This is a genomic window from Stenotrophomonas sp. TWI1183 (genome assembly GCF_039673115.1).
Classification (GTDB): domain Bacteria; phylum Pseudomonadota; class Gammaproteobacteria; order Xanthomonadales; family Xanthomonadaceae; genus Stenotrophomonas; species Stenotrophomonas maltophilia_AA.
In genome coordinates, this window is the sequence record NZ_JBDJKZ010000022.1 from 35,713 (window position 1) to 48,703 (window position 12,991).

The 12,991-nt window shown below is 68.1% G+C and carries 12 protein-coding genes; 10 read left to right on the top strand and 2 right to left on the bottom strand.

The annotated features are described in order from the left end of the window. Positions 1–129: 129 nt before the first annotated feature. From ABE434_RS16635 to ABE434_RS16675, 9 genes are all read left to right on the top strand, one after another. A complete protein-coding gene (locus ABE434_RS16635) occupies positions 130–762 on the top strand; it encodes a ParA family protein (RefSeq protein ID WP_176990258.1) in 633 nt (210 codons plus the stop codon). Positions 763–775: 13 nt separating this feature from the next. Next, entirely contained in the window at positions 776–1,252 is a 477-nt protein-coding gene (locus ABE434_RS16640; RefSeq protein WP_176990257.1) for a histidine phosphatase family protein, read from the top strand. Between the two features lie 42 nt (positions 1,253–1,294). After that, positions 1,295–1,852, top strand: coding sequence for a YceI family protein (locus ABE434_RS16645; RefSeq protein ID WP_346479631.1), 558 nt, complete (start codon positions 1,295–1,297; stop codon positions 1,850–1,852). Further along, on the top strand, positions 1,849–3,915 hold the full coding sequence (locus tag ABE434_RS16650) for a phospholipase D family protein (RefSeq protein ID WP_346479615.1): 2,067 nt from the start codon (positions 1,849–1,851) through the stop codon (positions 3,913–3,915). The genes ABE434_RS16645 and ABE434_RS16650 overlap by 4 nt, the downstream gene beginning before the upstream one ends. A gap of 26 nt (positions 3,916–3,941) precedes the next feature. Further along, positions 3,942–4,379, top strand: a complete 438-nt coding sequence (locus ABE434_RS16655) for a hotdog fold thioesterase (RefSeq protein ID WP_176990255.1) — start codon at positions 3,942–3,944, stop codon at positions 4,377–4,379. A gap of 180 nt (positions 4,380–4,559) precedes the next feature. Further along, positions 4,560–5,351 carry a lysophospholipid acyltransferase family protein gene (locus tag ABE434_RS16660; protein ID WP_179460572.1) on the top strand — a complete coding sequence of 264 codons (792 nt, stop codon included), beginning with the start codon at positions 4,560–4,562 and terminating at the stop codon, positions 5,349–5,351. 57 nt (positions 5,352–5,408) lie between these two features. Beyond that, positions 5,409–6,404: an alpha/beta fold hydrolase gene (locus ABE434_RS16665; protein WP_176990310.1), complete on the top strand. Its 996-nt coding sequence runs from the start codon at positions 5,409–5,411 to the stop codon at positions 6,402–6,404. A gap of 61 nt (positions 6,405–6,465) precedes the next feature. After that, on the top strand, positions 6,466–8,535 hold the full coding sequence (locus ABE434_RS16670) for a tetratricopeptide repeat protein (protein ID WP_346479616.1): 2,070 nt from the start codon (positions 6,466–6,468) through the stop codon (positions 8,533–8,535). A gap of 10 nt (positions 8,536–8,545) precedes the next feature. Further along, the gene (locus tag ABE434_RS16675) at positions 8,546–9,157 is read left to right on the top strand and encodes a YbhB/YbcL family Raf kinase inhibitor-like protein (protein WP_346479617.1); all 612 of its coding nucleotides are present in this window, start codon (positions 8,546–8,548) and stop codon (positions 9,155–9,157) included. Positions 9,158–9,364: 207 nt separating this feature from the next. Here ABE434_RS16675 and ABE434_RS16680 read toward each other — a convergent pair whose 3' ends face one another. Together ABE434_RS16680 and ABE434_RS16685 are read right to left on the bottom strand one after the other, a co-directional pair. Further along, positions 9,365–10,189 (bottom strand): META and DUF4377 domain-containing protein, encoded by an 825-nt coding sequence (locus ABE434_RS16680; protein WP_346479618.1) that lies wholly within the window; start codon positions 10,187–10,189, stop codon positions 9,365–9,367. 71 nt (positions 10,190–10,260) lie between these two features. Continuing rightward, positions 10,261–11,055, bottom strand: coding sequence for an undecaprenyl-diphosphate phosphatase (locus tag ABE434_RS16685; RefSeq protein WP_179460568.1), 795 nt, complete (start codon positions 11,053–11,055; stop codon positions 10,261–10,263). A gap of 223 nt (positions 11,056–11,278) precedes the next feature. Here ABE434_RS16685 and glnA point away from each other — a divergent pair, with 223 nt between their 5' ends. Continuing rightward, positions 11,279–12,688 carry a type I glutamate--ammonia ligase gene (glnA, locus tag ABE434_RS16690; protein ID WP_019184908.1) on the top strand — a complete coding sequence of 470 codons (1,410 nt, stop codon included), beginning with the start codon at positions 11,279–11,281 and terminating at the stop codon, positions 12,686–12,688. Positions 12,689–12,991 lie beyond the last annotated feature (303 nt).

Consider the following 12,991-nt stretch of genomic DNA (forward strand, 5'->3'; position numbering starts at 1 on the left):
GGCGGTCAGTCCATTGGAACCATCCACGATAGCAAAGCCACGGCCGTCGGTTCGGGTTCAGCGCTGCGACTATCTCCGTCACAGGCGCCGGTGTAGGCTGCGGAAACGTTCCCCGGAAGCGAGGCTTGCATGAAGACGATCCTGGTGGCCGGTTCCAAGGGCGGGGTGGGCAAGACCACCGTTGCCACCCACCTGGCCGCGCATTCGGCATTGCAGGGCAGACCGACCGTGCTGGCCGATGCCGATCCACAGGGCTCCAGTACCCGTTGGGCACAACGGCGCTCGGTCCTGGAAAGCGCCGTGCTGCCGATCGACGTGTACCGCAAAAAGAGCTGGGAACGACTGATTCCCGACGGCACCGAGGAGGTCATCATCGATGCCCCGGCCGGTGCGATGGCCGACGATATTCCGCATTTCCTTGACGTTGCCGATGCCGTGGTGGTGCCGGTATTGCCTTCGGCGCTGGACATCGAGGCCATCGTCGGCTTCCTCAACAGCCTGTCGCGCGTCCCCCGCGTGCACAACCGCAGCCTGCCGGTCGGCCTGGTGCTCAACCGCACCAAACCCTGGACGCAGACCTCGCAACAGGCGATACAGATGTTGGCCGATTGGCCGTATGAGGTCGTCGCGCAGTTGCGCGACAGCCAGAGCTATGTGGTGATGGTCGGGCTGGGACGGAGTCTGTTCGACTACCGCTCGGCCCAGGTGCGCGAGCACCAGAGTGACTGGGAGCCGCTGTTGAAGTGGCTGAAGAAAGCCTGATACGAGAGATCCCATGCGAGAACTGATACTGCTGCGTCACGCCCATGCCGAAACCGCCAGCACCGGCCAGGCCGATCTGGACCGCCCGCTGTCGCCGGTCGGTCTGGCCGAAGCCGAGGCCGCCGGCCGCTGGCTCAAGGAAAACAACCTGCTGCCCGACTGCGTGCTCTGCTCGCCGTCACGGCGGACCCGCGAAACCCTGGAGGCCGTACTGGGCATCACCGGCTTCGTCGAGAAGCGGCTGGAGGATGCCGTCTACGACGCCACCCCGGGCACCCTGATGGGGTTGATCGATGCGCGCCGCGATGTGGACCGCCTGCTGGTGGTGGGCCACAACCCCGGCCTGGAACAACTGGTGGCCCTGATGAGCGAGGGCACCAGCAGCGACTACCGCGGCATGCCGCCGGGCGGGATCGCGGTATTGGCCTTCGACCGCGAGGCTGCCATCGAGCCCGGCGTGGCCAGCCTGACCGCCTTCTGGTGGCCGTAAGCGGTGTGGGCAGTCCGCGCGGCGTGGTTCGGGCTGCTGTTGATGGCAGGGGCGGTGCATGCCGCCCCGCCGTCGTCGGTACCAGCGCCGACCAGCCATGCCCTGGCCTTCGATACGGCCAGCTCGCGCTTCGGATTTGAGATCCGGACGCGGCTGGGGCAGCGCATGGAGGGGGTATTCCCCCGCTTCGAAGGCAACATCGAGGTGCTCTCCGACGGTCGCCACCAGGTGCACCTGCGGATGTTCACCCGCTACGTCGAGATTCCCGGCAAGCCCCGCTACACCGGCTGGATGCGCGGCGAGGAGTTCTTCGACTCGGCCCGCTACCCGGTGGTCGAGTTCGACTCGCTGCCGTACTGGCCCGAGGTGGTCGACAAGGGCGGCAGCATCGAGGGCCGCCTGATCCTGCGCGGGGTCAGCCACCCGGAGACCCTGCGGGTCGAACCGCCGGCGTGTGCCCGGGCCGGGTATGATTGCGATGTGGTCAGCCGCGGTACCGTCCAGCGTGGCCGGTATGGAATGGACAGCTGGCAGCTTGCCCTGAGTGATCGAGTGACTTTTGTATTGCGTGCGCGTCTGAGCGAGGCGCCGAAACCGTGAACCCATTGCTGCGTCTGTTGGTGCTGGCAACGCTGTTGCTGGGCAGCGGCTGTGCCTCGCTGTCCAACGCCGAGCGCGACCGCGCGGCCGGCATCGCCGTGCAGGCGCGCTCGACCGTGGTCGACTGCGACCAGCCGGACCGCTGTGCGCTGGATTCACCGCTGCGCGCCCTGGGTGGCCGCGCGTTCGCCGAATCCCGGCCGGACCAGCCGCGGCATTACGCCACCATCCTGGACGAGGGCGAGGTGTCCCTGGTCGCGCGGCTGAACCTGATCCGCAGCGCCACCCGCAGCATCGACCTGCAGACCTACATCTTCGACAAGGACGACAGCGCCCGGCTGGTCTTGGACGAACTGCAGGCGGCCGCCCGCCGCGGGGTCAAGGTACGGGTGCTGATCGACCAGCTCTCGGCGATCTCCGATCTGGAGATCCTCGGCGCCTTGTCCGGCAGCCATGCCAACTTCGCGCTGCGGGTCTACAACCCGACCTTCGGCAAGGCCCGCCTGAACTACTTCGATTACGCCGCCAGCGTGGTGTGCTGCTTCCGCCGCTTCAACCAGCGCATGCACAACAAGCTGCTGGTGGTGGACGACGCACTCGGCGTGGTCGGCGGACGCAACTACCAGGACGACTATTACGACTGGGACAGCGAATACAACTTCCGCGACCGCGATGTGATCGTGGCCGGCCCGGAGGTACGCGAGATGGCCGCCAACTTCGATGCGTTCTGGCGCGCGCCGCGCAGCGTGCCGGCCGAGCGTCTCAACGATGTCGGGCGCACGCTGCTCCGCCAGGGCGTCCCGACAATGCCGCCGGCCGACTTCCGGCGGCCGGAGCGGGTCGAGCGGGTCAGCGAAGAGGCCGACAATCCCGATTTCGTGCGCCGCACGTTCGTGGATACCGCCCTGCCGGTGGCCTCGGTGCAGTACGTCGCCGATCTGCCGCGCAAGCATCGCCGCGAACGCGCCAGCCAGCCGGCCAACGGCCAGCACGTGACCGAGCCGCAGCTGGACGCGCTGATCGCCAGCGCGCAGTCCGAAGTGCTGCTGCAGACCCCGTATCTGGTGCTGTCCAAGCCGGCACAGCGCCTGTTCCGCGACCTGCGCAAGCGCGAGCACGCACCGCGCGTGGTGGTGTCGACGAACAGCCTGGCCGCCACCGACAACCCGATCGTCTACGCGCTGTCCTACAAGTACAAGCGTCGCAACCTGCGCGAGCTGGGCTTCAACATCTACGAGTTCAAGCCGTTCCCGCTGGACGCGCCGGTGGATTACCGCAACCTGCTGCCCGCCCCGTTGGGAACCGAGGTGCCGCCGTCGCAGGGCAAGCGCAGCAGCCTGCTCGGTGGCAGCGCGGCCGGCAGCAATGCGCGCGGCAGCGGTACTGCCGATGGTCGCCGCGGCCGCGATGCCGGCAGCGATGCGGACAGTGCCAGCGACGCCCGCGTCACGCGCCAGCCCACGCCGGGTCCATCCGCGCGCCGGCGTACCGATGGCAGCGTGGTCGAGCGCCGCGTGCTGCGTGCCGAAACCCGGCCCTCGTTCCTGGGCACCAAGGCGGTCAACAAACCGCTGCCGGTCACCCGCAAGGGCGCGCGCATGGGCCTGCATGCCAAGTCGATGGTGGTGGATCGCCGCATCGGCGTGATCGGCACGCACAACTTCGATCCGCGCAGCGAGAACTACAACACCGAAGGCGCGGTGATCATCGATGACCCCGTGTTCGCCGAAGCGCTGGCGCAGAGCATCCTGCGTGACATCCATCCGCAGAACTCCTGGGTGGTCGCGCCGCGGGCCAAGCCGCCGGTGCTGTCCGGCCTGAACTACAGCGTCGGCAAGGCCTCCGAGGCGCTGCCGGTGCTCGATTTCTGGCCGTGGCGCTACGCCACCGATTACGAATTCCAGCCGGGGCCCGAGTGCCCGGACCCGCTCAAGCGGCAGGACCCGGCCTTCCACACCTGCTATGTGGCCGTCGGGGACTTCCCCGAGGTCAACGTCGGGCCGAAGTGGCTGCTGGTGCGCATGCTCACCGCCTTCGGCGCCGGGCTGGTCCCGATTCTGTAAGTCTGCAACCCCCACGGAGAAGCTGCATGTCCCAGGTATTCCGCGAAGCGGTGTCGATCGAAGCCCTCAACGATCTCGGCCGCAACACGCTCATCGAGCATCTGGGCATCACGTTCACCGCCGCCGGCGAGGACTGGATCAGCGCGACCATGCCGGTCGACCCGCGTACCCGCCAGCCTTACGGCATCCTGCACGGTGGCGCCTCGGTGGTGCTGGCGGAAACCCTCGGCAGCAGCGCCGGCAATCTGTGCGTGGATACGACGCAGCAGGTCTGCGTGGGGCTGGAAATCAACGCCAACCACATCCGCGCCGTGCGCGCCGGCACCGTCACCGGCACCGCGCGTGCGGTGCATGTCGGGCGCAGCACCCAGGTCTGGGACATCCGCATCGAGGACGAGGCCGGCAAGCTGGTCTGCACCTCGCGGCTGACCCTGGCGGTGGTACCGGCCGTGCGCCCGGGCTGATCGCGCACATGGCACGGATGCTGTGTTGCGCGACCCACGACAGTGCGCCGGCGCATGTCGGACGGCCGTTGTGCCGCCGCTGGCCGTTGGCTTGATCGCTTGCGGCGGCTGGCGTGCGCACGCCATCGATTTGTCCGGATTCCGCTGGCAGAGCCTGCGGCGCTCGGGTATCGTTCGCGGATGAATTCCCCCACTCCGGCCTCACGTGGCGGCGTGGCGCGTGTGTGCCGTTACCTGTACCGCGTACCGCTGCTGCTGGTCCACCTGTTGCTGTTCCTGCCGATGCTGCTGATCGCCATGCTGCCGCTGTGGGCGCGCGTGCGCGTGGGCGAGCGCACGCTCGAGCATGCGGCGGTGAACGTCTGGTCGGCCGGCCTGATGTGGATCTTCGGGTTCCGTCTGCACCGGATCGGCACGCCGCTGCCGGGTGCGGTGCTGTTCGTGGCCAACCACGTGAGCTGGGTCGACATCTCGATGCTGCACAGCCAGCGCATGATGGGCTTCGTGGCCAAGCAGGAGATCGCCGGCTGGCCGGTGGTCGGGTGGCTGGCCGCGCGCGGGCAGACCATTTTCCACCAGCGCGGCAGCACTGAATCGCTGGGCGGCGTAATGCAGGAAATGGTCGTGCGCCTGCGCGAGGGCAAGGCCGTGGGTGTGTTCCCGGAAGGGCGTACCCGCGGTGGCCATGACGTGGGCCCGTTCCATGCGCGTATTTTCCAGGCCGCGGTCGAGACCCAGGTGCCGATCCAGCCGGTGGCGTTGCGCTATGGCTGGCGCGGTGATGCGCAGACCATTGTCGCCTTCGGCCCGAAAGAGAGCTTTTTCGCCAACTTCCTGCGTCTGCTGGGAGAGCCGGCACGGCGGGCCGAGGTGCACTTCCTCGCGCCCATTGATACCCATGATCTGGAAGGCCGTCGCCGCATCGCGGAAACCTCGCGCGCGCGCATCCTGGCGGCCATGTCCGCCGAGTAAGCCGGCGGTGTTCCTTCACGCGCCAGCGTCGCAGCCGGGAGCAGGCTCGCGCCCATGTTGACCGCTGCCGACTATCAACCGCCGCGTTGGCTGCGCAATCCGCACCTGCAGTCGATGCTCAGCTCCAGCCGGATGCGCATGCAGCGCGGGCTGGTGCTGCTTGCGGCCACCGGCGCGCACACCGACGAACTGATCCTCGATGGTGGCGAAGGCGTCCGCCTGCAGGGCTGGCACAGCTATATCCAGGGGCGCCAGCCGATCGGCATGGCGCTGCTGCTGCATGGCTGGGAAGGCAGCGCCGAATCCAGCTACATGCGCATGACCGCCGCGCGGCTGCTGGAGGAAGGCTATGACGTGGTCCGGCTGAACTTCCGCGACCACGGCAACACCCATCACCTCAATCCCGGCATCTTCCACTCCAACCGCATCGATGAAGTGGTGCAGGCCGCCGGCGACATCGCCCGCCGCTGGCCGGAGCTGCCCCTGGTCGCGGCCGGCTACTCGCTGGGGGGCAACTTCGTGCTGCGCCTGGCACTGCGCGCGCCCTCGGCCGGCGTGCCGCTGCGCCGCGTGGCCTCGGTCTGCCCGGTGCTGGACCCGGCGATCACGATGGAGAGCATCGAGAACGGCCCGGCGATGTACGACTGGTACTTCCGGCGCAAGTGGGCCGGCTCGCTGCGCCGCAAGCGCGATCTGTTCCCCGAGCTGAGCGACTGGGACGACCGCGTGCTGAAGCTGGACATCCGCGCGCTGACCGCCTGGCTGGTCGAGCACCACACCGAGTTCGGCTCGCTGCAGGCCTACTTCGACGGGTACTCGATCGCCGGCGACCGGCTGGCCGGGCTGCAGGTGCCGGCCGACATCCTGATGGCGCAGGACGACCCGGTCATCCCCTTCGCCACCTTCAACGGCTGGCGCCTGCCGGCCCATGCCCACCTGGAAATCGCCCCCTGGGGCGGCCACTGCGGCTTCCTGGAGAACTGGCGCGGCGATGGCTTCTCGGAGCGCTGGGTGGCCCAGCGACTGCGGATCGAGGCGAATACGCCCGCCTGAGCGGCCGCCCAGGCCGGCCGGCCCCGCTACAATCGGGGTTTGCCCTCGAGTTCGGACCGTCATGCAAGACCAGATTCTCCAAGCCCTGCGCCGCAATGCGGTGGACGATGCCGTGCAGCTGGCGCGCGAGTGGACCACGACCGAGCCGGAGCAGCCACAGGCGCACCGCTGGCTGTCGCTGTCGCTGCAGCAGCAGGGCCAGTTCGATGACGCGCTGGCCAGCCTGCAGCAGGCGCTGACGCTGGCCCCGGACAATGCCGACCTGCACCTGCAGCAGGCCGGCCTGCTGCTGGCCCTGCGCCAGTTCGATGCGGCCGGCTCGGCACTGGACCGCACCGCCGAACTCAACCCCAATGAACTGTCCGCCTACGTGATCCAGGCGCATCTGGCGCTGGCCCGCAACGACGTGGACGAAGCCGAGCGGCTGACCCGCATGGCCACCCGCGTGGACGAAGAGCACCCGGAGCTGGCCGCGCTCTCGGGCATGGTCGCGCTGCGCCGGGGCGAGGTGGATCGCGCGCTGGCCCTGCTGTCGGCCGCCAGCGAAGCCCTGCCGGGCGATTCGCGGGTGCTGTACGCGCTCGGCTTCGCCTACCTGGGCAAGGACATGCTGGCCTTCGCCGAGCAGGCCTTCCGCCGCGTGCTGGAGGTGAACCCGAGTGTCACCTCGCTGCAGGGCCTGATCGTGCAGCTGGCGCTGCGCCAGGGCCATGTGGATGTGGCCGCGGAGATGATGCGCCAGGTGCTGGCCACGCCGGCCAGTGACACCCCGGCGATGCGCCGCCTGGCCGGTGAGCTGGAGCTGCAGGCCGGGCAGCCGCTGCTGGCGCTGGAGCATCTGCTGCCGGTCCTGAGCCAATGGCCGTCCGATCGCCACACCCTGCAGCTGCTGCTGATGGCCTGGCAGCGCCTGGGCCGCGAAGAGCAGGCCCGCGAGACGCTCGATGCGACCCTGGCCGATCACCCCGAGGTGCACGACCTGTGGATGGCGCGCCTGACCGTCGAGCCGGTGGGAGGCCCGGAAGCGGTGGCCGTCGGCGAGCGCTGGCTGCAGGCGATGCCCGAGCACCTGCCGGCGCTGGAAACGCGCCTGCGCCTGCACGACATGAACAATGAAGAAGACGCGGCCGAAGCGATCGCCGAGCGGATCGTCACCCTGGAGCCGGGCCGCGTCAGTGGCGAAGCGCGCCTGGTCGAAGGCCTGCTGAAGCGGGATCCATCCGCGGCGATCGCGCGCGTGCAGGCCCTGCACGATGGCGCGCCCGAGGCGGCCAGGCCGTCGCTGCGCGCGTGGCTCGGCGCGATCCAGGACCGCGCCGGCCAGTACCGCGATGCGGTCCGGACCTGGGTGGATCTGCACGCTGCCGAAGCGCCCCAGCGCCTGCCGCTGCCGCCGCAGGCCAAGGCGCCGCCGAGCTGGCCGGAGCTGGCATCCGTGCCGGAGGACAACGCCATCGCGCCGATCTTCGTCTGGGGCGCCCCGGGCTCGGGCGTGGAGCGCGTGATCGCCGCCCTGGCCGCGGCCAGCCCGGTGGTCCGCGGCGATCGCTTCGGTGCCACGCCGCCCAACGATGCCTTCCAGAGCTATCACACGCTGCAGGACCTTTCGACCGGCACGCTGACGCCGGAGGCGCTGGTCGCACGCTGGCGCGAACAGCTGCCCGCGCGCGGGATCAACAGTGGCGCCGTGATCGACTGGCTGCTGTGGTGGGACAACGCATTGTTGTGGGCGCTGCGACCGCAGCTGCCGGAAGGCCGCCTGATCGTCGCCCTGCGCGATCCGCGCGACATGCTGTTGGAATGGATCGCCTTCGGTGCGCCGGCGCCGTTCGCGGTGAACTCGGTGCACGAAGCCGCCGAGTGGCTGGCGCGCTCGCTGGCCCAGGTCGCGACGCTGCACGAGCAGGATCTGTACCCGAACGCGCTGGTGCGCATCGATGACATCGGGCACGACGCGCAGGCGATGGCCCAGTACCTGGGCAACCTGTTCGGCATGCGCTTCCCGCCGGCGGCAACGCTGGGCCCGGCCCGGATGGCGCCCGGTCATTGGCGCGATTACCGCGATGAAATGGGCCCCGCGTTCGCGCTGTTGACCTCGGTCGCGGTGCGCCTGGGCTACCCGGAAGAGTGAGGAGAGGCACATGCACCTGAGCAGTGACAGCATCACCAACGGCCAGCCGATCCCCGCCACGTTCGCGGCCGGCAATGCCGAGGGCTTCGCACCCAACCGCAATCCGCAGCTGGCCTGGCACGACGTGCCGGCCGGCACCCGTTCGTTCGCGCTGCTGTGCATCGATCCGGACGTGCCGACCGTGCCGGACACGGTCGGCCGCGAGGATTGCACGGTGCCGCGCGACCAGCCGCGCGGGCACTTCACCCATTGGGCGATGGCCGATATCCCGGCCGACGTGCACGCGTTGGCCGCCGGCAGCTGCAGCGACGGTTTCACGGTGCGCGGCAAGACCCAGCCGGCGGGCCCGGCGGGCAGCCGCCAGGGAGTGAATGATTTCACCGGCTGGTTTGCCGGAAACCCGGACATGGCCGGCCAGTACCTGGGCTATGACGGCCCGTATCCGCCGTTCAACGACGAGCGCGTGCACCGTTATTTCTTCCGCGTGTTCGCGCTGGACGTGGCGCAGCTGGCGCTGCCGAGCCCGTTCACCGGGGCGGACGTGCTGCGCGCGATGCACGGGCACGTGCTGGCCGAAGCATCGCTGCATGGCACCTACACGTTGAACCCGGCGTTGGCGTGATCCCCCGGTGGGTGCCGACCGTTGGTCGGCGCGACATCCGGTAGGTACCGGCCGCTGGCCGGTACTGCGCTATCGGGGATACCGACCGCTGGTCGCCGCCCTATCCGGTAGGTACCGACCGTTGGTCGGTACTGCGCTCTCGGGAGCCGGCCAGCGGCCGGCACTACAGAATGGAGAAGGGCGGCCAGTGGCCGCCCTTCTGCTTTCTTATTTCTTCTCGTTCGCGGACTCGACCACCATGTCCAGCACATACGCGTTGGACGAGGCATCGGCCGGCGGGTTGGCGATCTTGTAACGCTTCACGCGCACCACGTTGCGCACGCCGTCTTCGTGGGTATACCCCTCGATGACATCGTAGAAGTTCTCCCACTCGCCCGGCTCGCCCTGCTTGATGCCGTTGGCGTCGTAGCGGATTTCGCGGGTCTGCAGGCACTGCTTGTCGCGGATCATCGGGTGCGGGCACGGCTTGGTCTGCGCGGCCACTTCCAGGAACACGGTCTCGCCTGCGCCGCCGTAGCGGGTTTCCGCGGTCGGCTCCGGGGTGAACACCAGCACATCGCCCTTGGCGGTGCGCAGGGTCAGCTGACCGGCATCGCCCAGTTCGGTCTTCAGGGCGCCTTCCAGGCGGCTGCCGACGGCCTGGTCCAGCGCCATCAGGTTCTTGTCGGTGCAGGCCATCATGGTCGACGCCATCGGCGAGATCGTCAGCGAACCATCGGCCAGCGTGTAGCCGCCGCCCATGCGGTTGCAGGTATTGCTGATCGCGATGCGGTCGTCCTGGAAGTCCAGCGTGACCGGCTTGTCGGCGCGGGCGAACAGCGCATCGATGCGCTTGCCGCTGGCATCGGTGGCCGAATCCAGGCGCCAATGGCTGCCCTGCAGACGCTGCACGTCCAGACGGGCCACGGCGGCCTGGTCGGCGGCGGCGGTCGGCGCCGGGGCGAGGTCATCGCGGCCGGCGGGGGCAGTCGAGGGGTTGCTGCAGGCGGCCATCAGGGCCAGCGGCAGGATCAGCATCAGGGTGCGTTTCATGTACATCTCCTTGGGAACCTGGGGAAAAACGCCGGCGCCACCACAACGGGGTTACGCCGGCGCCGGGCTGTTCAGTTGCCAGCCGGCAACCAGAGCAGCAATGCCGCGCCCAGTGCGATGCGGTAAATCGCGAACGCAGTGAACCGGTGCGACTTGATGTAGCCCAGCAACCACTTCACTACGACGAAGCCGGTGACGACCGCGGCAAGGAAGGCCACGCCCACATCGGTCCAGTTCTCGCTGGCGAGCTTGCCGTCCTTGGCCAGTTCCAGGAAGGCATAGCCGCTGGCGGCGAACATGGTCGGGATACCCACCAGGAACACGAACTCGGTGGCTTTCGCGCGTCGGCTCAGGCCGAACAGCATCGCGATGAAGATCGCCGCCGCCGAACGCGAGGTGCCGGGAAACACGCCCGCGACCACCTGCGCCACACCCACCAGGACCGCGACCTTCCAGGTCACTTCATCGCGTTCGGGCAGGCGCGCGGTGTAGGCCTCCACCAGGATCATCCAGAGGCCGCCGATGATCAGTGCCCAGGCCACCGGGGTGACCGTCTCGGGCAGTTCCCAGCCGGCCAGGCGGACCGGCAGGCCGACCACGGCCGTCACCAGGAACGCGGTGCCGAGCTTGAGCACGTAGTCGCGGTTGGCGCGCTCATGCAGGCCGGTCGCCAGGGTCCACAGCCGCTGCCGGAACACCAGCGTGATCGCCAGGATGGCGCCGGCCTGGATGATGATGTTGAAGAAGTCCGAGCGTGCGCCCAACCAGTGCTGGGCGATCAGCAGGTGGCCGGTGCTGGAGATCGGCAGGAATTCGGTGAGGCCTTCAAGAATGCCCAGAAGGAGGGCGGAGAGCAGGTCGGACATCGGGAGTGCTGGGGCTCGGAATGGGTGAAATCGGGAGGCAGCATAAAACATCCGCGTCCCGCACCAAATGTGTGCGTGGTGCAGGGCATGCACTACTTTGGTGCGGGTGGGCGCGCGCCGGGTCGTCGGTGAGCCCAGTGAAATCAAGGGTTTGTGAAGTCTGAAAAGTTGGCACGGGGATTGCTCTATCCACCCAGGCAATCACCCATCTGAGGTTTCACCGATGTCCGTGGAAAATGTTGAGAAGCTGATCAAGGACAACCAGATCGAGTTCGTCGACCTGCGTTTCGTCGATATGCGTGGTATCGAGCAGCACGTCACCTTCCCGGTCAGCATCGTGGAGCCGTCGCTGTTCGAAGAAGGCAAGATGTTCGATGGCAGCTCGATCGCCGGCTGGAAGGGCATCAACGAATCGGACATGGTCCTGCTGCCGGACCCGTCCAGCGCCTACATCGACCCGTTCTACGCCGATCCGACCCTGGTCATCAGCTGCGACATCCTCGATCCGGCCACCATGCAGCCGTACGGCCGCTGCCCGCGCGGCATCGCCAAGCGCGCCGAGGCCTACCTGAAGTCCTCCGGCATCGCCGAGCAGGCCTTCTTCGGCCCGGAGCCGGAGTTCTTCATCTTCGATTCGGTCCGCTTCGCCAACGACATGGGCCACACCTTCTTCAAGATCGATTCCGAAGAAGCGGCCTGGAGCACCGGTGACAAGTACGACGGCGCCAACAGCGGCTACCGTCCCGCGGTGAAGGGCGGCTACTTCCCGGTCCCGCCGACCGACTCGCTGCACGACCTGCGCGCGGAAATGTGCAAGACGCTGGAACAGGTCGGCATCGAAGTGGAAGTGCAGCACCACGAAGTGGCCACCGCCGGCCAGTGCGAGATCGGCACCAAGTTCAGCACCCTGGTGCAGAAGGCCGATGAACTGCTGCGCATGAAGCACGTGATCAAGAACGTCGCCCACCGCAACGGCAAGACCGCCACCTTCATGCCCAAGCCGCTGGTCGGCGACAACGGCAGCGGCATGCACGTGCACCAGTCGCTCTCCAAGGGCGGCACCAACCTGTTCTCCGGTGACGGCTACGGCGGCCTGAGCCAGCTGGCGCTGTGGTACATCGGCGGCATCTTCAAGCACGCCAAGGCCATCAACGCCTTTGCCAACTCCGGCACCAACAGCTACAAGCGCCTGGTCCCGGGCTTCGAAGCGCCGGTGATGCTGGCCTACTCGGCCCGCAACCGCTCCGCCTCGTGCCGCATTCCGTGGGTGTCCAACCCGAAGGCGCGCCGCATCGAAATGCGCTTCCCCGATCCGATCCAGTCCGGCTACCTGACCTTCACCGTGCTGATGATGGCCGGCCTGGACGGCATCAAGAACCAGATCGACCCGGGCGCGCCGAGCGACAAGGATCTGTACGACCTGCCGCCGGAAGAAGAGAAGCTGATCCCGCAGGTCTGCTCCTCGCTGGACCAGGCCCTGGAAGCGCTGGACAAGGACCGCGAGTTCCTCAAGGCCGGTGGCGTGATGAGCGACGACTTCATCGACGGCTACATCGCGCTGAAGATGCAGGAGGTCACCAAGTTCCGCGCGGCGACCCACCCGCTCGAGTACCAGATGTACTACGCGAACTGAGCAATGGGTGACGATGACGAAGGATTTCCCTCCCACCCTTCGTCATCGTCGCCACCTTTTGCAACCGGGGCCGGGGCGGCCTGCAACGCGCCCCGCACCGCGGTTCAACGGGACAGTGGTAGATGCGCTGCGGCTGGGGAGCCGCGACGCAGGCAGTACGCACCACCAGGGGCAAGAGAGACCGGACGCGTGTCATGGGCCCTTCCTCCCTCCCGCGTCACCGCTGGCGTCGCCCTCCGGGCGTCGGCAACGGCGTGGCCCATGCAACGTTCGGCGCAACGACCGGCGGCCATGTGCAAGTGG

What these genes read in the sequence shown, in the direction of transcription:
- ABE434_RS16660 (WP_179460572.1), top strand. Translation starts at nt 4,560, where the DNA reads ATGAATTCCCCCACTCCGGCCTCACGTGGCGGCGTGGCGCGTGTGTGC.
- ABE434_RS16680 (WP_346479618.1), bottom strand. Translation starts at nt 10,189, where the DNA reads ATGAAACGCACCCTGATGCTGATCCTGCCGCTGGCCCTGATGGCCGCC.
- ABE434_RS16640 (WP_176990257.1), top strand. Translation starts at nt 776, where the DNA reads ATGCGAGAACTGATACTGCTGCGTCACGCCCATGCCGAAACCGCCAGC.
- ABE434_RS16675 (WP_346479617.1), top strand. Translation starts at nt 8,546, where the DNA reads ATGCACCTGAGCAGTGACAGCATCACCAACGGCCAGCCGATCCCCGCC.
- ABE434_RS16685 (WP_179460568.1), bottom strand. Translation starts at nt 11,055, where the DNA reads ATGTCCGACCTGCTCTCCGCCCTCCTTCTGGGCATTCTTGAAGGCCTC.
- ABE434_RS16645 (WP_346479631.1), top strand. Translation starts at nt 1,295, where the DNA reads ATGGCAGGGGCGGTGCATGCCGCCCCGCCGTCGTCGGTACCAGCGCCG.
- ABE434_RS16670 (WP_346479616.1), top strand. Translation starts at nt 6,466, where the DNA reads ATGCAAGACCAGATTCTCCAAGCCCTGCGCCGCAATGCGGTGGACGAT.
- ABE434_RS16635 (WP_176990258.1), top strand. Translation starts at nt 130, where the DNA reads ATGAAGACGATCCTGGTGGCCGGTTCCAAGGGCGGGGTGGGCAAGACC.
- ABE434_RS16655 (WP_176990255.1), top strand. Translation starts at nt 3,942, where the DNA reads ATGTCCCAGGTATTCCGCGAAGCGGTGTCGATCGAAGCCCTCAACGAT.
- glnA (WP_019184908.1), top strand. Translation starts at nt 11,279, where the DNA reads ATGTCCGTGGAAAATGTTGAGAAGCTGATCAAGGACAACCAGATCGAG.